Below are 19,507 nucleotides of genomic sequence, written 5' to 3'. Positions count from 1 at the left end.
CGTTACTCCGTCACCAGTGGCGGGAAGCTTTTGGAAAGATCATCAACCGCCTTCATCTGCACAAGATAGCCTTCAAGCTTATCAAGGGGAAGGGCGCACGGGCCATCGCACAGCGCCTCGTCCGGGTTGGGGTGTGCTTCAATAAATAGCCCAGCGATACCAAGCGCCATACCAGCACGCGCCAGTGCGGCTGCCTGCTCGCGCCTGCCGCCGGCGCTATCGGTTTGCCCGCCGGGGCGCTGCAACGCATGTGTGGCGTCAAACACTACCGGCGCCATGGTTTTCATCAGGTCCATGCCCAGCATGTCCACAATCAGGTTGTTATAGCCAAAACAACTGCCCCGCTCGCACAGCATCACATCCGCATTGCCGCTTTCGGCAAACTTTTTGATGATGTGCCGCATCTCTTCCGGCGCCAGAAACTGCGGTTTTTTCACATTGATTACCGCGTCTGTAGCCGCCATGGCACGCACAAGGTCTGTTTGCCGCGCAAGGAAGGCGGGCAACTGGATCACATCGGCGACCTCAGCCGCAGGCGCGGCTTGGTCAGGCTCATGCACGTCTGTGATAACCGGTACACCGAATTTGGATTTGATGTCGGAAAGCAAACGCAGGCCTTTATCCAGCCCTGGCCCCCGGAAGCTATGCACACTGGAGCGGTTCGCTTTATCAAACGACGCCTTGAAAACATAGGGAATGCCAAGCCTTGAGGTGACCTCAACAAAATGCGCTGCCACTTCAAACGCAAGCTCATCGCTCTCCAGCACATTCATACCGCCAAACAGAACAAAGGGAGCCTCATTTGCAACCCGAATGTTTGCGCCGATAGAGACAGAACGAACCATGCTTTCCCCCAGAAGTCTTATAGGAAACCTTTGAAATAGTGATAGCCATGGCTACCCCGCGCAGGTCCAAAGCGCAAGGTGGTTTTACCCCCACAACCTATATAACCCCGAACTAAAACAGGGGCTGTTGCCGGGCGGCATTACCTGAAGAGGGAAAGGATCGAAGACGGGCTTTGGTTCGCGATGGAAAGCGCCTGCAGGCCAAGCTGCTGTTTCACCTGCAAGGCTTGCAGGTTTGCCGCCTCTTTGGCGAGGTCTGCGTCCACCAGATTGCCGATGCCAACTTCAATGGTATCCGAGAGTTTGGCGACAAATGACTTCTGGATCGCAATGCGCTTCGCCCCCGCACCAAACTGAGACAGCACAGAGTTTACGCTATCAATGGCGGCGGCGATTTGGTCAACCGCCACAGACGCCGCCCCCTGGCTATCAATCACTTGTGTGGCGCTGAGGGATACGTTTGAACCGCCAAGCGAAAGATCCTGCGCGGAAATAGCGAGGTTTTTATCCCCGCTTGGGTCCGTGATCGCACTGATGGAGCGCCCACCCGATTTAACCGCGTTCACGCCGTTAAATTCAGCATTCTCGATGATGGAAGATATCTGGTCCCTGAGCTGGGCAAAATCCTGGCTGAGCGCGGCACGGCTGGCTGTATCAAGCCCGCTATCTTTTGCGGCCACGGCCTTTTCTTTCATCTGAATAAGGAGGTCAGACACCGCTTCGGCCGCCGCGATCGCCACATCAAGGCTGGAGCTTGCCCGCGCGAGGGAACCCTTCACGGCGCTGAGGCCGCTTACATCTGCGCGCAGATTTTGGGCAATAGCAAAGGTAGCCGCGTCATCTTTCGCGGAGGAGACCTTGAGGCCTGTGTTGATGCGTGTCTGCACCTCGCCAAGCATTTTGTTGGTTTTGTGCAGGTTCTGAAGCGCAACAAACGCGCCCGCATTAGTGTTTACCGAGTAAGACATTCTGCCTTCTTTCAGCCCTATAGGCCCATACCCAATTCAGAGTATACCACACTCGCTCATCACCAGTAGCGTGAAAGTGCGCGGCCTATCTGGCCGTCACGCGCTTTCCACCTTATTCTTAAGTGGGTCAGGTCGTCGTTCCATCGGCTGGATATCGCAATCCAGATCAATAGCAACGTTTTCTGACGCAACAAGCGCTATCATCAACTGGTGCTCAGGTACAAAATGAAAGTAAATCATGGCATTTTCACGGCCCTTTGGCGTGGGTGCCGCAAGTTTTGGTGGCCGGGCAGTCAAATCCACCTGAATATTGCGCAGGTAAGGCATCAACTTGCCGTCTTCCATCTTCACGAATGCCTCACGGATAGACCAAAGCGTGAAAAACAGCATGCGGCCAATCTCATTCGACATGTTGGATAGAAGCACCCAGTCCTCTGGCGGGAAACGGCGTTCCGCCACCCGACGCCAATCTACCACCGGGTCAAGCTGCTGGATATCAATGCCGATAGGCGTGGTCTCAGAGACCACAACGGCAGAAATCCCCTCCTCTGCCGCCCCGGTATGGGAGACAGAGAAGAAAGGCGGTTCATCATCTGAGAAACCCTCAATGCGAACCCTGCCCGCGCCTTCCTGGGTGAGCGGCACGGCGCCCGGCAGCAAGCCCATATATTCACCAAGGGATGCCCTGAGCATACGGCGGGCGGTGACAAACGCAGGCCGCGCACCTTCATGCATCCTGGCGAGGCGTTCGTGCTCAGTTGCAGACAGGTCTTCCTGGCCTGAAAGCGCCGGGTCTGCTGCCCTCACCTTCAAGGTCACCGTCTCGCGCAACTTGTCTTGCTCGTCAGCCATTACTATCCGCTCTCATAACGCCCAAATCAGATTCTGCCATATAAAACAGGCAATTCCAACGTTTCAAGCCCATGATGCCAAAACAAAACGCCCCACACCTTGTGCGGGGCGCTTTCTACCGTACATACGGTGATTTCGCTAGAAGGTATAATCGACTGTTGCGAGGTTTGCGGTTGTGAGGCCAATGAGGAAGATGCTGTCGCCGCCGCCGGTGTCGATCATCACGCCTGCTTCACCACTCACCGTTGTGTTTGTGGCCGCTGCCTGCACACTTGCCGCTGAGGTAAAATCGGTTGTTGTGCCGCTCAGGTCCAGCAGGTCATTGCTGGTACTGAAATCTGTGACCACATCGTCACCATGGCCTGAGGTGAAGATAAGCTCATCACTTCCACCACCGGTGTTGATCTCGTCGTCCCCCGTGCCGCCGGTGATGGTATCATCACCAGAGCCGCCCCACAGCTCATCACTGCCGGAGCCGCCGTCAATCACATCATCTTCCGTGCCGCCAAAGATAAGATCATCCCCTGCATCACCAGAGACACTATCATCCCCCGTGCTGCCATAAACACTGTCGTTGCCGGCGCCGCCAGAAAGGGTATCCCTGGCGTCTGATGCCACACCCTTGCCGCCATACACCCGGTCATTACCACCAAAGCCGTATACAGCGTCATCCCCCGGCCCGCCGCGCACAGTATCAGCGCCGCCGCCGCCATAGACAAAGTCGTCTTCAGAGCCACCCCACTGGAAGTTATCGCCATCACTTGCCGAGGTAACAATCTCATCCACTTCAACCACCCCGTCACCGTCGTCATCCCATGACGTGCCGATCACGGTATCGTTGCCGCTGGAGCCATACATCACATCAGCCCCGTTCTGGCCAACGCTGTTTGACGAGAAGAAGGAGGCGTCAGCCCCGTCACCGATCAGAAGGTCAGCCCCGTCCCCGCCACCGATATAATCATCACCTTCATCACCGCGCACGGTGTCATTACCGTCACCACCTGCGTAGATGCGGTCATCCCCCGATCCGGCTTCGGCGATATCGTCACCGTCATTACCGCGCAGGAAGTCAGCCCCTGAGCCGCCATAAAGCGTGTCATCACCCTCGTTACCACGCAAGGTATCATCGCCCGAGCCACCGCTCAGCATATCGCCACCAGCCTGACCGCGCATGTTGTCGTGCCCGCCGCCGCCGGTGAGTACGTTTGCAGCGCTATTGCCGGTAATTCGGTCACTGCCCGACCCACCGATAGCGTTCTCGATCGTAACCTCAGGTGGCGTGTAAACGGTGTCTGTCTTCGCGGAATTTGGGCCACCGTCGCGGTAGAGCGTGATGGTGGTGCCAACATCGCTCCAGCTACCGGGGGTCAGGTCAAGGTCGAGGCCTGTGGTTTGGGAGGATGCGTCATAAGTATCTGTGCCGCCCGTGTCCCAAATGGTTTCATAATACTGGGTGCCATTACTGAAGGTATATGTGGTGTTACCCACCTCATTTTCCGCCTCACCATACAGGTGCTGAAGCGCGAGGATATCAAGATACATGTAGCTTGTGGGGTAGAAACTCGCGCCTGCAATATCTTCATCTTCAATGGAGACATTGTATGACATCACCGTATATTCCAGCCCGTCATACGCTGACGAAAGGATAACGCCGGAACCATCGTCATCAAACGGGTGCTTGAGCCCCATCGCGTGGCCAAGTTCATGCGTCAGCACAAGCTGAAAATATGAACCACGGCCTCCGGTTGACTGATTCTCGCTCACAATCCATATATCGCCTGCGGTGACCGTGCCGTAGGGCGTGTAAGCGTATGCCGCCGAATCTGCATCGGGTTCGTCTGTCCAGGTTACTCGGATGGTCCCTGCTGATGAGGTGTTATCATCTACCTCCTCAAAGGTAACTGCCGCGAAACTTTCGATCTGAGACAGGGCATCTTTGAAAAGGTTTTCTTCCGATGTCGTCAGGAAACTGATGCCATTCCAGGGTTCGCCGTCACCGTCCTCAGGGCCATAACCGCCATTTGACGATGTTGACCACGCGCTGGACGCGTTTGGAAAACTGTAGGTGACGGTCGTTGTCGCCGCGCCCAGAACGTTCTGGTAGCGGAACAGATCGAGAAGGCTGTCTACCCTGTCGTCACCCGTGATATCCACCTGATCCACCACCGCATTGGTGGTTGGCGACGGGGCTTCCGCTTCATATTCTTCAAGCGATATTTGATACGTGCCGGTCTCGGTTTCCCAACCACCCGCTGAGACATAATAGGTACCGCTTGTGTTGGGCGTGAACACCAGCTGGCTGTTGCGGCTTCCAGCACCGTCATCGTCAAACCGGTTCAGGGAGGTGCCGCTGGCGTTATAGAGCCCCTTGATGAAAGGGTCGACAAGGGTGCCGTCACCAATTGTTGAGCCCGTCATCTGGATGGCATAGGTCACACCCGCCTGCAGTGTTACTGCAACCCAGTCTTCGTCGCCTGCTACCTCGATCTCACCATTATAGGTGCCACCAAACGCCAGCGTTGCTGTTGTGCTTGTATTATTGGGAACATCAACCAAAACCAGACCCTCACCTTTTGGGTATTCAGCCGCCGCCCAAAGGGCTGACCATCACAGTTCATCATTGAATAGCAGGTGGCATGCCTGTCAACTGCCTAATGAGAACTCTCTATACCTCCGCCACCTTCACCTTATACGGTCGCCGCTTAAAAAAACGTTGCCGATCCTGGATTTTTTAACAAAAACACGCCCTTTTCAGGGCGGGCAGTAAACGAAAAAAAGCGCCGCCCGAAGGCGGCGTCATAGTTGCTCTTAAGGGGGATCAACCTGCCTCGGATAAGCCTGGGTAGCGACCTTAGTAGATCACGTCCAGATCGTGCAGTTCATCCCATGATATTCCTGTCAGGAATATGCTGTCGCTCGCTGTCGTCTCAATCACCACGCCCCATGTGCCGCCCACATAAGCGTCGTATGAATAATATTCCAGGTCGTCGAGATCATCGATATCACCAACCCCGCTGAGCACAAGCGTGTCTTCGCCGATATAGAAGTCTTCAACGATGTCATCACCGTCACCGTCACGGAAGATGAAATAGTCCTCGCCATAACCGCCATAGATGATGTCATCGCCCGCACCGCCGATCAGGTCGTCGTCTCCATCATCACCCCAAAGGGTATCCCAGCCCGAACCGCCATAGATCAGATCGTCACCACTGTTGCCAGTAGCAACATCGTCACCGGAGCCGCCATAGATCGTATCGTGGCCACTGCCGCCGAACAGATCGTCCCAGCCGGAACCACCGCCCATGCGGTCATTGCCCGAGCCACCATATATGTCGTCATCGCCGGAGCCGCCCCAGGCCGAATCGTCACCGCTGCCGCCATCAATCGTATCGTAGCCTGTGCCGCCAAAAAGCCGATCGTCATCGCCCCAGCCAAAGATGTCATCATCGCCTGAGCCACCGCCGATGGTATCGCGGAAATTACCGCCGACAGCCACGTCATCCCCAGAACCACCCCAGATTTCATTCTCAGGGGCCAGCGTAAGATTGCTACTGGCGATCGCTTCGCCCGACACAGCCTCACCAATGTCATACTTGCCGTTGTCGTTCACGCGGCTATCATCCCAGCCACCACCAATGAGCGTGTCGTTTCCCCAGCCGCCGATCAGCGTATCACGGCCCTCATATTGCGGCGCATCGGGCACAACCGCCACAAAGAAGTTGTCGTCGCCGTACCAGTCAATATCAAAATAGTAGCCGTCGTCCATGCCGCCGCCGATGATGAAATCATCACCGCCCGCACCTTTCAGCAGATCATCTCCGCTGCCGCCCACGAGGAAATCGTCACTCCATGAGCCCCGGAAATTGCTGTGTTCGCCCGAGCCGTTAAAAACTATCCGTCCGTCTACAACATTATAAAAAGCCATTGGGTATCCCCCGGTAAGTGTCGTTTCATTTTATGCGAGGCAGTTATACCGCCATCTCCTTGTGTCACCCTTATGGCAGGGGTCGCCTGAACCAAAAATGAACGTAGATGTATGGTTTTTGTTATAATCCAAAACGACAAAAGCCCCCAAATAAGGGGGCTTTCATGGTCACAGCTTTATAAACTTGTCCTCGCAGGCCGTGATCGGCTCTTGAGCGTTAGACGGTGCTGCGCATTAAAAGGTTCGCAGGCACCCTATCCTATTTTGAGCGGCGCTTGTTGCGCATCGCGTCCCGTTCTGCGTCGGTGCCGATAAATTCGTCCACATCCATCACGCGCCTGAGCTCGTCCACCAGGCGTTCGAGCTTCCTGCGGTCTTCAAACCCGCGGCACCCCGTGTACCACTGCACAGATTTATTAATCTCTGCGGTACGCACCTCGATTGTCACCGTTGGGTGGTCTGTTGCCGGCATCTTGCACGACATGCGATCATAGGCGCCATCAAGCTCGGTGAATTTTTGCATTCTCAGGGTTTCAAGAACTTCCAGAAACTGCCCAACGCTGCGTTGAGCCAGATGCTGACCACTAAGTTTCGAGAATCGGTTCCCGTGGAAGGTGATACGCCCATCGCCCCTGATGGTCAGGTCATACACCGGGCAGGCACCAAAGCACGGGCCTTCGCTCAATTTCACATAATGCATTGGGCTTGGATCGCGCGCCACGTCACCCACTCCATCCGCCGCATCACTGGTGCCATCGCCACCGGTCGCGCAGGCAGCAAGCATTAAAGCAACCACCGTGACGGAAAACATCTTGGTATAACGTGAAAAACGCATGGCATATCCTTCCGCGCCCTATTTAGCACGAGCGCGAGGTAAACCAATGCAAAGTTTCACAAAATTTCACGCAGCCGCTGTCAGGCAACACGCATGTCTCGGACGTCAGGCACGCCATATCCAACATCAACAAAATAGCTAAAATGCATCTCACCGTTCACGATCGTGGTGGTATCGCCCAGCAGGCCATACATATGGCGGGCTGCGGCAAAATCAGTGATCGAGACAAGCTGTCGCCCGCGCTTGGATACAACAGGCAGATAAAGTGTTTCATGCTTCAACTTGTTGCCAGACGACTTCTCAAGCGTGCGGCTAACATGGATGCCGCAGGGCTGGTTAAGCGCCGCCAAAGCTTCCTCACACGACAGGTTCGCACCAAACTTGAGGCTCATGGTGCCGCTTGACGCGCCCACCACATTACGGCCCCATATATGGTCAATTGCCGTACCCGACTGCACAACAACAAGTTCACCATGCTCACCGGCCCTCAGCGCCATAAAGCGCGAGGTAAGCGCACCCAGCCGCGACAACGTGAAATCAGCGCGGTCAGGCAAGCTGTCCGATGTATTAAATTCTTCCCAGATCGCGGCCAGCCGCGATGCGCCTCCCCCAAGGCTCATTTCCAGTTTCAAACGCAAACTCCATACACATACCAAACCAACTACCGGACCCCCGTACGGCGCTGCCAGCACACGGGCAGATTCGCTGATTTCCGCGCATATTATATTTCTGGACTTCAGAGTCTAGGGACGGTTAAAATTTTATCTAATTTTGAGAATTTGTTTACCCTAATCACCACATCTGCTGCCAACATGAAAAATTAACGCGACACACCGCCACATGCCCAATTCTTAACTTTTTGTTATTATCCTGCTGCGAGAACAGAAGCGCACAATCTCACCTTAACGCGTGGCGAGTTGTCGCAAAAAAATCGTGCTACGCTATATGTATGTTCCCCTGTGTAAAGAGGTTCCCCATGGACCAAGAATCCGCTCAGACCATCACCGACCAACCCGCAACACCGGCGGACAAGAATACACTCCCAAGTGGCCCCCGTATCCTTGTGGTGGAGGATAACCCGGTGATGGCCAGCATAATGGGAAAATTGCTTGGCCGGTTTGAAGCACGCTTTGACGTTGTCGCCAACGGGCTGGAGGCTATTGATGCTGCAAAAGAAGCTGATTACGACCTTATCCTGATGGATATCCTGATGCCCACGCTTGGCGGTGTGCGCTCTACGCAAGCCATCCGCAAGCTCTCAAGCCACTATGAAAACATTCCGATCATTGCGGTCACCGCACGAGTGTCTGAGCGCGCCGAAGAAGAATACCTGGCTGAAGGCATGACCGGCATGATCAAAAAACCCATCAACCGGGTGAACCTGTCGGAAGCACTGCGCACCCATTTGGGCCTTGAGGAAAACATCCCCATCTCAATAGAAAGTGAAAGCGCCATTCATGACAGGGACGACCTTGATGCGCTTAACTGGGAGGTCTTTAACGAATATCGGTCATTGCTGGGGGACAGCTTTATGGGCTTCCTCAAGGACTATCTGACCGTAGGGCCGAACATGCTGTCTGATATTGGAGATGCTATCACCGCAGATGATGCACCACGCATTCAGTTCCTCGCGCACAAGCTCAAATCAACCGCTCAGGTGTTTGGCGCAGAAAGCGCGGCAGATCTCGCCGCCCAGCTTGAGATCATGGGTAAAAATAACGAGACCGGCCCCGCCCCGCAGATATTTCATGAGCTTCATATCGCTTATGAACGCACTCAGCGCGCCCTGCGTAAAAAATATATCCTGATGCAGAACATGGGGTAAGCGCGGTATGGTTAATCAATTTTAACTATAAGTTGTAAATTAACCACCTTCAGTAACCATTCTTTTACAGGGCAGCCGCTATGCTGTGCCTATAAGAACATAATAATCACCAACCACTTCGGGTGGGGCCACCATAAACCGGTGATTGGCGTTACCTGGTCCTGATGGCCACCCCACCCGGCTTTTCACTAGCTTGCAAACCCTTCAAAAGCGGCTTTTGACCCACGGCTGGGAAGCTATATCCGCCGCCCACTGATTTATGTATGGCCCGGGGCAACCACATAGATGAGAACAACCAGGCATAAAACAGGTGCTCCGCCAGATAAGCCCCAGCAAGGTCAGCGAGAAAAGCGGCAGGAGCAATAACAGGATACTCAACACGAAGACGAGGCCATTCAGAAGTTTCGCTATATGGGGTTGGCAATGAACCCAAATATCAGCATGCTCCCATTGCCGCATTTGACCCCGTTTATTCTTCCTCAGCCTGAACCCGATTTATGTCAAAACCTGGGTAGTATCCGCAATGCTAGTTGGGTTTTCTCGCCCCCGCTTTCTCTAATAGGTTTCGCTCAAACGACGTGAAAAAATCAGGCTCCCCATCCACGGAGGCATTTCTTCCTCGTTGACTAAAATCGGCCCCAGCTTTCTCTAGCGCGACCGCCTTTTCCTCAACCTGCATTTCTATTTGTGCGAGGGCAGCATCCATATTTTCAATGAGGATTGGACCGAAGGCATCCGCAATCTTTCCTCCAAGCATATGACCAAAGTAACCACCGAGAAACGCGCCTGCTACATATCCGATCAAGGCTCCGATTACTGCTCCCGCTTCCCCTCCGAAAAACGCCCCTATCCCGCCACCAATAACAGCACCTACATAACGTCCAACGATACGTAAAATCCTGGCACCGATATCCTGCAACAATTCCTTCAGCGCAACCTGCACATAGTCCTGCCATTCAGATCCGCTACCAAGTAACAGTCCAATCTCAACAGCTAAAGTAGCTCTGCCCAAGCCTTCTGCAGCAGCGCCATACATCTTAAGTGTTGCAGCAATCTCTCGCTGCGTGCGAACGCTGGCAGCGGCAGCGGCGCTAGTGATCTTTGGTAGTTCTTTCTGAAGCGCTTCGTTCCATATTCTGGCGCGCCTCCTACGCCCCCGCTTTCGGCTTTCTGCCGGGTTTGCTATCCCCTCATCTTCAAGGCTTGCCTCCAGGTCTTTGATAACAGACCGCATATTTTCATCGAACTGTTCGAGCGTGTCCCTAGCTGAGGTCATAAAGCCGTTGCGGGCAGACATAATCACCCGACGGTCCCTGCCCAACGTCTGTACGCCCACAAAGTAGAGACGCTCTATCGCTGTATTAACGGTAAAGCGTCGCCCCTGAAGGTCGCGCGAGAGTTCAGCTGCAAATGCCTTAACGGCCTTTTCACGCCCCAGAAAAACGTCTTCAATCTCAGATGCGGCATCACCTACAGCGCCAAAAGACGCAGCCACTGCATCGGCTGCATTATTGGCCTTCTCAAGATCAACGAGAAATTCCATAGCAAATTGTTCAAAAGCCGAACGGGAGGGTTTCTGTAGCGCCGAAAATATGTTGGGCTCGCTTTTCTCGATGAGCCTCAAAAGGTCAGCCACCGCACGACTATCGGGCCTAATTAATGCTGTTCCAACTCTCGTCAGTGAGCGCCCGAACAAGTCCTGCTCATAAGCGCCCAATATCTTGATAGAGGCCGAGAAATTTGGTTTGAATGATTGTAGCCCAAAAATTTTCAAGAACCGGTTGCTGGGAGGTTGTGGTTTCGAACCACCAAATGAAATAATGGGTGGGGAAAACTCTTTTTCTCTCAATTTATTCCAGCGCAGCTTGAAAAAAAGCGTGGCAACACCGGCGGACAATTCCGCTTCGGAAGCAATTGCTCCCTTAACCGCTTGCGCATCTATAACAGCTGCTATTCGCCGCCCGGAGGCGATAGAGAAATCCTTTAATTCAATCAATATACCCTGTTGACCGGCCAGTTTCACAATAGCTAATAAAGCACGCTCTTCTCTCTCAAAGAGAAGTGTCTTGCCTTTTAGGCGACTAATCTCCCTAGCGCTGTGGCGAATAGACTGCGAAAGACTGGAGACAGGTATTGGCGTGCTTGTCCAAGGGACATTTACCATTCTCACCGCAGCACTCACTTGGTCTCCCTCCATTTTTCGCGGCTAACACCCTTCAGTTTTTCAACCGTACGCAGGCCGCCAAGCCCGAGCATGGACAGAAGCACGGTCATCAGGGTTTCTGTGCCTGCAAGCTGCGGCGGGGCGGGAATGTGCGGGAAGAAGGCAAGCCGGGCCCAGTTAAACACATCATGGCCGATGAAATGCCAGCCCAGCGCGATGCCACAAACCCAGCCCACAAAAGGCCGCCACCCGGCGACAAAAATGCTGGGATGATTGGCTTCGGCCTTGTTGACTTCCATCTGTGCAAGGCCTGCGCGCAGCACTTCAAGTTCAAGGTCATGCTCAAATCGGCGGCGTTCGTTCTTGTCAGGAATCAGGCGTTCAAGCGGTGCGCGCACGATGTCCAGAATAGTACCTATCAGCGGCAGGCCCATAGCAGCCTCCTTTCAAAACGGTGATGTTTTCGGGGAAGTAAAGCGGCCTGTCAGCCCCAGCTCGAGGGTGCCGGGCTGGGGCCATAAGTGTGGAAATCAGCGAGATATTTCTCAGGCGTAGCCTTACCGAATGCGGTGTTCCAATAACGCTTCGCATACTCCGCCAAGGCCATATCATCCCGCACATTGGGCAAGGCTTCCGCCACACGGGCGTAAATCATGCGGGCTGCGGCGCAGGCATAAGCGTCATCTGCCTCAAGCGCTTCAAGGTGGCTCATGCCTACAGGCAAATAAGCGTCAAGCTGCGCTTGCCGTCCGGGGCGATAGGCCAGATAGTTTTTGTAAAGATCATCAAGCGTATTTGGCTCAACCTGAAAATAGGAAAGTGCCGGGCCATTCACCTGCGTACGGTAACAAAAACCCATGCTTTCATGGCAAGCTGTCATCATCAGAAGTTTTGCAGCAGAGGGGCTGTCCATGCCGAGGCCAGCAAGCACCGGCATGATCACGCCACTGAGGAAATGGTTCGCATCTGTTTGTGGTGTTGGCATTGTTTTCGCTCTGGCCCTTATATCACATTCCTCGTTCGAACACGCCTCCCTCAGGCCGCGTTACGGGTGAGAAGCCCGTCGTTCAGCGTGCGAGTGCCACCCTGGGTAAGCGCCGTTTGCACCGCGCCGCGATTGGGGCCCAGACGCTTGTGGCTAAGGTGAAGCCACGCCTGTACATCACCGTTTGAAAGCTGCCTGCGTTCATGCACCAGCGTATCAAATGGCAAGTCATCCATCGCGGCAATCATCAGGGCGGCGTCTTCCACGCTTGTGCCGCTGATCAGGAAATCCACGCCTTCCCCAAACACATGCGGGCTATCAAACGGGCCGCCGAGCAACCGGTTGAGCGTGACAGAGCGGTAACCGGACAAGAGGGTAAGGTGTTTGCCCGTGCGGGAGATAATCACCTCCAGCACATTTTTGGAAAGCGCCTTCAGGTTGGCAACAATGCTCACATCGCGCGGCAGATTATAAAGGCCGTAGCGGTCCGCCACGCGGCTTGCCGTGAAATCACACAGCCGAAAGCTGGGCGAGATTTCCATCCTGGGGTGAATGCCAACTGTCATGCCAGCCACCCCAGTTTATCGGCGATCAGGAACACCAGAAGCGCGCCCAGTTTGGCAAGCGCAAGCAAGAGCAGCCGCACCACAAGGCCCCAGCGGCGGCCACACTCTTCCTCGTGCCGCTCGATCCGGTCAAGCGCCAGCGTGGCCTTGAGAAGCGCGGCCTGTGCGGTCTCCGACCCATCAAGCACCTTCACGCTGGCAGCCTGATACTCGCGTTTTGATGCAAGCCCGGTCATGACGGCCAGCCAAACTGCGCTGCGCACAAAAGCCCGAGGAAGATGGCGCCAAGCACACCAAGGAAACGCTTGCGTTCAATGGCATGCCAGCGCCAGAAGGCAAAAGCGCGCACAGGCGGCAAGGCAAAGATACTGTCCCAGTCCATGCTAGCACGTTCCGCCCCAAGACCGAGGAACAAGCCAATGAGGAACGCGCACCACATGATCATCAGGCAGGTGAGCATAAGCGCGAACAGCGCGTCACTGCCCACCGCTGCAAAAATACCAAGTGGGATGAGCACAACGAGCTGAAGCGCGAACACAAGACCCGCGCGCTTGAGCGTGGGGTGGCTATAAAAAAAGCGGCCCAAAGCCGCCTTGAGAGATGAGAGCGACAGGGTGGCCGCGCGCGCAAGCGTGCCCACCGCCGCGTGATACACGGGCAGGAGAAATTTCATCATACAGTCCTGTTATTTGAGAGGTTTATGCGGGCAGCGTTGGCCAGTTTGCTGTCGCCACAGCTGCGTCAGTTTCCGCCGCAGTTGAAGCGGCATCTATGAGTTGTTTGGTGGAAAGGCGCACGGCTTCAATGCTTGCCGCAAGCACCTTCCATTCATCTGCTTTTGCAACAACAGCAAGTGCAACCCCCATAAGGTCCGCACCGGTGATGCTAATCTCAGCCGCAAGGAGCGGATACCGCGCGGGGTCTGGTGCCGCGTCGGAAACACAGGCGCGCGCTTCCAGCTCTTTCGCCAGATAAACCATCTCCTGCCCATAGCCGTGGCTCCCCACCCAGGACCGCAGTTTAGCGGCTTTCCAGTCTACCGCTGACTTGGCCTCGCGCTTTAGCGCATCCATATCCACTAGTGGGGTATAAGGCACCAACGCAGCAGGCGTTTGGTTCACGTCCACCTTATGGGTGTCCGGCGTTACCGTCCCGCCCCATTCCACCGCGCCACACCCCTCAGGGGCCTGCGTAATCGCCGCAGCTTCGTCAGACATGACGCGCACCCCATCAGGCGGTATCAGCCCGGTGGTGCTGTCGAAAAAAACAAGTTGTTTCATCGGCTGTTCTCAATCAGTGAAAATATGGCGGGTTCAAATATTACAGAGCCACTGCCATCCGTGATGGTGATTTTTAGCCCCACTGTTGTCGTGTCCAACGCTTCAACCAGGGGGTTAGGGCCTCCCGGTTGGTAATAGAAAATCATCGGTCTTGGTTCGAATTGGTTGCTCACAAAGAAGCTGATCGTTTCCAACGTTAATTCAACGTCGTCGGACAAACGGCGACGGAAAAATTCAGCTGAAACCTGCTCAACAGTACCCGAATTACACTTCGCGCGGGGGTTCCACAGCAATTGCATGCGCTGCCCACCAGTATGCGGGCGATCCACAGTGCCGGATATCTTCCAGACTTCCGCGTTAGTAATCGTTTTTGTGCCACTGTTGCCGCCTGAATACCAGGAGGCGCTGTTAAGCGCTATTTCCGCCTGTGTAACCTCGCTCAGGGTTGCGAGACTGCCCAGGCTTTCTGTCGCTGCCTTGGCTTCATTCAGTTTTGTGTTGGCCGTAAGGTCCAGGTCAGCAAGCGTGCTGTCGCTGGTGATATCCGTCACATCCCGCTGGCCAATCACGATGCCTTCAATCTCGATCTGCAGGTTGGCTTTGTTGGCGATATCAAAACGGATGCGTTTGATGGTGCCGTTGCGCCAATCATCACCACCTGCCGTCAGCTCGTGCATATCAAAATACAGCACCTTGGTTTTGCCGGGGTCAAACGTCACGCTGCTGCCATAACTTTTGTAGTGCGACGCGTCATAGCCATGCCCCGCTGTGGAATAGTAAATTTGCGGGTTGGCGGTGAAGGTGGTGGCGCCTGAATTGGCCAGCACCACCCGCACAACGGAATACAGCCGGCCATTGGCATTCAGGTTGTTGGGTGACTGCAGCTTCGGGTCGGTTGACGAACTGCCGGTGAAATGCAGCAACCCAGCCGAGGCAGATATGCTGCCGGAACCATCCGGCACGCTCCAGCCCTGCACCGTATTATTGGCAAAACCCCAACGCAGCCCTTGAACCGAGACAATGTGATATGTCTCCCCCGATGTGCCCTGCGGTCCCTGCGGGCCTTCGGGGCCAGGGTTGCCTTGCGGCCCTTCCGGGCCAGCAGCGGCCAGCAACGTCCAGTAGGTGGTGTGTGTTGGCTCAACGCCCACAGCATCGCTCATGCTTTTGAACACATAGCTGCTGCCCTCATAGGTCACCACATCACCGCGGCTATAGGTGGTGAAATCATCATAGGCACCCCGAAAATCGTTGCGTGTTGCCCCGTCCTCAATATCATCCAGCTTGGAAGGCGTGGCGGGCAGCTCAATCGTCTGCACGGCCTCTTCTGACTCCTGCCCGCGCTGGGTCCAATAGGTTACGCGCACGTCATAACTCAAACCGTCCACAAGGCCGGAGATGCGCGTGTTTAGCGTGTCGCGGGGCAGGTATTGCTGCCCAGTGTATGTGGCCTCACCTGCCTTGCGCCACTTCAGTTCAAACCGGTCAATACCGATGGTCTCAATAGGGGCGTCCCAGTTAACGTCAAGTCCGCTGATGACACTGCCGTCTGCCTTCGCTTCATGAAAGCTGACAAGTTGCAGGTCTTCAAGCTCGGGGGGCTCAAGCCACAGGTCCGGCAGGTCGCCAAGGCTGTTGAGCGGTTCCTGCTCAGGTGTGCCGCCTTCATAAACCGTGCTTTCATAAAGGGCGAGGTCAACGCTCACCTCCAGAAAGGCGGTAACGGAAACCTTCTCGACGATATATTTCCGGCCGTCAAAACCGCGTTCGGGGTAATCAATCGCGATCACGTCACCGGGCTCAAGCAGCATGGCCTTGCGCGCCAGCTTCAAGCCTTCAATGCGGTGCGAAACACGGCTTTTACGGACAAGGAATTCTGCATACTGCCGGGCGCGGTAATAGTCGGTGATGGTCTCGAGCGGCACGTTGGTGTGGTTTTCCTTGCCCTGATCCTGCGCCAGATAGCTGGCATATTCCGTGCTATCCAGCTTGGGCCATGAAACCGCGTCTTCTTCAAAATCTTTATTGGCGTTCGGGAACTCAACCGTCACACGGGTGAGCATGCCGTCCCGTGCGCCATGAAACGCCTTCCAGCCGCCGGTGATATCATCGGCACCAAAGGTCATGACGGGCTCATCCACCACATCCTCAATCACCAGCCTGTGCTTGCCGTTTGACCACGGCATGGACCAGCCGAAACCTTCCAGCAGTTTTTTAAGGTTCGGGATAACACCCTTCTTCGGGTCGATCACCGCATCCGCCAACCAGCGTTGCTGCGTTGTGGCCACCTGCTCGTCCCGGTAGCCGGGAAAGGTGCCTGCGGGGCTCACAAACACAAATTCACCCGCTACCCGGTCCCAATACCGGCGGGGCGTGGGGCTGGTGTTTGTCAGCACCGAAGGGATACTGACCATCTCATCACATTTGTTTGCCGCCGTGATGAAACTATCGATATCAATCTCATCCTCACCGGCATTAAAGCCGTACGGCGCCATCAGATAATTGAGGATAACAAGCGCCCGGTTGTTGGAATATTGCCATGTAGCCGGGTTACTAAAGCTTTGCCCGCTCTGCCGGGGGTCATAAACCCTGAGGCCACGCACAAGCGCCTTCACCTCAGGCTCCGCCGTGAACTGAGGTTTCTTCTCCGAATTGAAAAACCGGAGCCAACTATAGGCCACGCCGCGCCCACGATGCGCGGATGTCCACACATCAGACGCAGCCGAAAGCGCAGTCATCGCCGTTTGGCTCTCGCTTCCATATTTGCTGAGCGCACGGAAATAAGGCTTCTTCTTGAAGCGCTTCACGCCCTGCAGGTCACCGTCGATCCAGAAGCGGTCAATGCCGGTTATCTCGCCCTGCCCCCACACATCAATGCGGTGCAGCCAGTCATAGTCCTTGCGCACCTCCTCATCGTCGGACGAGTCCGGCAGATAGGTGTGATCATATTGGCCGAGGCTGCCTGGCGGCGCATTGTGGCGGGAGACGGTTTTATAAACCTTCACCGGTGTTACACGCTGCCTGCCATAGATGATGGGCAAACCCGCAACGGCCGACGCTTTGGATATCTTGATGCCTTGTGACGCTGGTTTGGTGGGCAAGCCAAGCAGGCCGCCCAGAAATGAAAACAGGCCCATTTAAGCTTCCCCTCCCCATCCGATGTTGGATTTTTCCACATGCGCAAATTCAAAGAATTTATCGCCTGCGTAGCGGTCTTCCTGCGCATCGGTGCTGGTGAGCCTGCCAGATGTCTGGCTGGGCTTTGACCATGGGCTGGTGATCTGGATCTCGACAGAGGCGGCATCACCGCCTTCATCCTCCGACCATGCGTGCACCGCCCCTTTATAAAGCCTGAGCGCCTCACCGCCCACGACATCACCATCACCGTCAATCAGCACCAGCGAGATAACGCAGGGAATACCCGTCAGCGCCACAAGGCGCAGCTGGTCAGCCAGCGTGCGTTCAGCACCTGAAAACCGCATGGTGTAGCTCTGCAGCTTGATATCCCGCTCCCGCACGATGGGTTGCAGGCTGATAATATTGCCAAGGGAATGGTAGGTGTCACCGCTCACCACAAGGTCAGTGCCGTGGGTGGTCCATCGCCAAACACCGCTATCAAGATCAACAAGCCAGGCAAAAGTGATATTGTCACTTTCAAGCGCGGCTTCTATCGCGGGGGATACGTCAAGCATCATCAAACCCTTTCAATCAGGTCAAGCTCAAGCCGGATCAAGCCGTCGGTGCCGAGGGTGATTTCCTGCGCGTCACGGGTGAGGGAACATTTCATTGCCACACCTGTGGTGATGAGCGTGCCGCCCGCAACCCGCGCGGCGGGCATTACCTCCACGCTCGGCGCTGTTTGCGTGATGACGTGGACCTTGCTGTCATTATTGAACTTGGCGAAGTTACCCACCTGAAGCCCGCTCAAGCCCGTAAGCTGGTCAAGCGGCACGGTAAAGATGCCGGACCGGCCGCGCTGATACTGCAGAAAAGCAATAAGCCCGCCTGCGTCCTTCCTGTGCATGGGGTGATAAACAAGTGTCATCTCAAAAAAATGACCGCCGTAAGCGTTGGTCAATATCCTGCCGCTCATGGCCTGGGTTGATTTGGTGCGTTGATGTGGCCGCACCTTCACCGACGCTGGCGCAGGGAAGGCGGGTAAAACGTCTAAACTCATGATGCAGGGCTTCCTTATCGGCCAAATGGCGCTTCCATGGCGTAATCGGCAAAGATGCCGCGGATCATGCTTTCAAGCGCCCCGCGGTTGCCGTGAACTGCGTCTGGCTGCACATCGCCATTGAGGGTGAGGTTGATATTGGGGGAGATAACCGGCGCGTGGGTCTGGTTGGTGACAGAGGTTAATCCACCGCCGCCGCCCTGCACGTTCAGGAAGTTTGAGAGATCAGCATTCAGACGTTTGTCCACCACCCGTTCGCCCTTCTCAAGAAGGTAGGTACCGGTGGAAGGCACTTTATCAAGCCCGTCGTGCGCCTGGCCTTTCACCGCCGCAAGTTGGGCAGCGCCAGTGGCCGCGGCAAATGCAATGGCTGGCACATTGAGCGGAAAGGGCGCGGACGCCACAGCCTTCGAGATAGCCATGGCGGTGTCTTTCACCACCTCCCCAATCGCAAAAGCCTTGCGGATTTTCGACAGTACCTTCGAGCTTTTGACCGCATTGCCCACAATGCCCGCCCAGGCTTTTGCGTTGGCTTTTTCGCGGTCTTCCTCACCCTTGATGGCGTCATCTGTGGTCTTGCCTTGCGCCTCATCGATTTTTGAGGTGTCGGCCTCAGTACCAGCGGTGAGACTACCTCCCTCTTCACCAGCTTGCTTCTCTCCGCCAGAACCAGGGAAAACCTTGCCAAGCAGACCACCAACCTCGCCGCCAATATCACCCACAAGCGCCTGCAGGAAACCGCCGATGTCGCTTGTGGCCTTGAGATCTCCAGGACCTGAATAGCCCGCCTTCACATTGGCAACCACCTGCGCCAGTTCCTTGAACTGCTCTGTTACTTTCTTGATGGTTTCTCCTGGGTCCACATCAAATGCGGGTGCCTGAATTTGCATCACTTATACCTTTCTGCCAGTTCCAGAAACCGTGACCGGCTCATGGCTTTTGCCGCTCTTTCCGCATCAGGGTTGATGCCGTTTGCGCGCTGCCAGCCCCGCATTTGGATGCGCAGCTCCGGCAGCGTGATTTTCACGACACTCAAAGGGCAAAGCCCCATCATGGCGCCCACTTCCAGAAGCTTGCGCCATTCG

Annotated in this window: 20 protein-coding genes; 1 reads left to right on the top strand and 19 read right to left on the bottom strand. The window is 55.3% G+C overall.

The features are described from left to right. Window positions 1-2: 2 nt before the first annotated feature. From kdsA to ACOOGA_RS14055, 7 genes are all read right to left on the bottom strand, one after another. Window positions 3-845: a 3-deoxy-8-phosphooctulonate synthase gene (gene kdsA / locus ACOOGA_RS14085; RefSeq protein WP_417462877.1), complete on the bottom strand. Its 843-nt coding sequence runs from the start codon at window positions 843-845 to the stop codon at window positions 3-5. 140 nt (window positions 846-985) lie between these two features. Then, on the bottom strand, window positions 986-1,813 hold the full coding sequence (locus ACOOGA_RS14080; protein ID WP_417462876.1) for a flagellin: 828 nt from the start codon (window positions 1,811-1,813) through the stop codon (window positions 986-988). A gap of 96 nt (window positions 1,814-1,909) precedes the next feature. Continuing rightward, window positions 1,910-2,665, bottom strand: a complete 756-nt coding sequence (locus ACOOGA_RS14075; protein ID WP_417462875.1) for a 4'-phosphopantetheinyl transferase family protein — start codon at window positions 2,663-2,665, stop codon at window positions 1,910-1,912. Between the two features lie 138 nt (window positions 2,666-2,803). Continuing rightward, window positions 2,804-5,221 carry a M10 family metallopeptidase gene (locus ACOOGA_RS14070; RefSeq protein WP_417462874.1) on the bottom strand — a complete coding sequence of 806 codons (2,418 nt, stop codon included), beginning with the start codon at window positions 5,219-5,221 and terminating at the stop codon, window positions 2,804-2,806. A gap of 295 nt (window positions 5,222-5,516) precedes the next feature. Next, window positions 5,517-6,590 carry a calcium-binding protein gene (locus tag ACOOGA_RS14065; RefSeq protein ID WP_417462873.1) on the bottom strand — a complete coding sequence of 358 codons (1,074 nt, stop codon included), beginning with the start codon at window positions 6,588-6,590 and terminating at the stop codon, window positions 5,517-5,519. A gap of 259 nt (window positions 6,591-6,849) precedes the next feature. Further along, window positions 6,850-7,425, bottom strand: a complete 576-nt coding sequence (locus tag ACOOGA_RS14060) for a DUF6438 domain-containing protein (RefSeq protein WP_417462872.1) — start codon at window positions 7,423-7,425, stop codon at window positions 6,850-6,852. A gap of 80 nt (window positions 7,426-7,505) precedes the next feature. Continuing rightward, window positions 7,506-8,057 (bottom strand): PAS domain-containing protein, encoded by a 552-nt coding sequence (locus tag ACOOGA_RS14055; RefSeq protein WP_417462871.1) that lies wholly within the window; start codon window positions 8,055-8,057, stop codon window positions 7,506-7,508. A gap of 344 nt (window positions 8,058-8,401) precedes the next feature. Here ACOOGA_RS14055 and ACOOGA_RS14050 point away from each other — a divergent pair, with 344 nt between their 5' ends. Continuing rightward, window positions 8,402-9,250, top strand: coding sequence for a response regulator (locus tag ACOOGA_RS14050; protein WP_417462870.1), 849 nt, complete (start codon window positions 8,402-8,404; stop codon window positions 9,248-9,250). A gap of 526 nt (window positions 9,251-9,776) precedes the next feature. On the opposite strand, the gene ACOOGA_RS14045 is transcribed toward ACOOGA_RS14050, so the two are convergent. Genes ACOOGA_RS14045 through ACOOGA_RS13990 form a run of 12 tightly spaced genes read right to left on the bottom strand, consistent with a single transcriptional unit; the run spans window position 9,777 to window position 19,476 of the window. Further along, a complete protein-coding gene (locus ACOOGA_RS14045; protein WP_417462869.1) occupies window positions 9,777-11,432 on the bottom strand; it encodes a hypothetical protein in 1,656 nt (551 codons plus the stop codon). Continuing rightward, window positions 11,429-11,848, bottom strand: coding sequence for a 3TM-type holin (locus ACOOGA_RS14040; RefSeq protein WP_417462868.1), 420 nt, complete (start codon window positions 11,846-11,848; stop codon window positions 11,429-11,431). The genes ACOOGA_RS14045 and ACOOGA_RS14040 overlap by 4 nt, the downstream gene beginning before the upstream one ends. A gap of 50 nt (window positions 11,849-11,898) precedes the next feature. After that, window positions 11,899-12,399, bottom strand: a complete 501-nt coding sequence (locus tag ACOOGA_RS14035; protein WP_417462867.1) for a hypothetical protein — start codon at window positions 12,397-12,399, stop codon at window positions 11,899-11,901. Window positions 12,400-12,449: 50 nt separating this feature from the next. Next, on the bottom strand, window positions 12,450-12,965 hold the full coding sequence (locus tag ACOOGA_RS14030) for a D-Ala-D-Ala carboxypeptidase family metallohydrolase (RefSeq protein WP_417462866.1): 516 nt from the start codon (window positions 12,963-12,965) through the stop codon (window positions 12,450-12,452). Beyond that, window positions 12,962-13,201 carry a hypothetical protein gene (locus tag ACOOGA_RS14025; protein WP_417462865.1) on the bottom strand — a complete coding sequence of 80 codons (240 nt, stop codon included), beginning with the start codon at window positions 13,199-13,201 and terminating at the stop codon, window positions 12,962-12,964. Before ACOOGA_RS14025 ends, ACOOGA_RS14030 begins: the two co-directional genes overlap by 4 nt. Further along, a complete protein-coding gene (locus tag ACOOGA_RS14020) occupies window positions 13,198-13,641 on the bottom strand; it encodes a hypothetical protein (protein WP_417462864.1) in 444 nt (147 codons plus the stop codon). The genes ACOOGA_RS14025 and ACOOGA_RS14020 overlap by 4 nt, the downstream gene beginning before the upstream one ends. A 22-nt stretch (window positions 13,642-13,663) precedes the next feature. Further along, a complete protein-coding gene (locus ACOOGA_RS14015) occupies window positions 13,664-14,245 on the bottom strand; it encodes a hypothetical protein (RefSeq protein ID WP_417462863.1) in 582 nt (193 codons plus the stop codon). Continuing rightward, entirely contained in the window at window positions 14,242-17,382 is a 3,141-nt protein-coding gene (locus tag ACOOGA_RS14010) for a phage tail protein (RefSeq protein ID WP_417462862.1), read from the bottom strand. Before ACOOGA_RS14010 ends, ACOOGA_RS14015 begins: the two co-directional genes overlap by 4 nt. Further along, window positions 17,383-17,940 (bottom strand): hypothetical protein, encoded by a 558-nt coding sequence (locus ACOOGA_RS14005; RefSeq protein WP_420428901.1) that lies wholly within the window; start codon window positions 17,938-17,940, stop codon window positions 17,383-17,385. Then, window positions 17,940-18,422, bottom strand: coding sequence for a hypothetical protein (locus tag ACOOGA_RS14000; RefSeq protein WP_417462860.1), 483 nt, complete (start codon window positions 18,420-18,422; stop codon window positions 17,940-17,942). Before ACOOGA_RS14000 ends, ACOOGA_RS14005 begins: the two co-directional genes overlap by 1 nt. 14 nt (window positions 18,423-18,436) lie before the next feature. Beyond that, window positions 18,437-19,315, bottom strand: a complete 879-nt coding sequence (locus tag ACOOGA_RS13995; protein ID WP_420428899.1) for a hypothetical protein — start codon at window positions 19,313-19,315, stop codon at window positions 18,437-18,439. After that, window positions 19,312-19,476, bottom strand: a complete 165-nt coding sequence (locus ACOOGA_RS13990; protein WP_417462858.1) for a hypothetical protein — start codon at window positions 19,474-19,476, stop codon at window positions 19,312-19,314. Before ACOOGA_RS13990 ends, ACOOGA_RS13995 begins: the two co-directional genes overlap by 4 nt. Window positions 19,477-19,507 lie beyond the last annotated feature (31 nt).

The sequence above is a fragment of the Kordiimonas sp. genome, assembly GCF_965216265.1.
GTDB lineage: Bacteria > Pseudomonadota > Alphaproteobacteria > Sphingomonadales > Kordiimonadaceae > Kordiimonas.
Note: the sequence above shows the minus strand (reverse complement) of the source record. Positions and strands in the feature narration are given on the sequence as shown.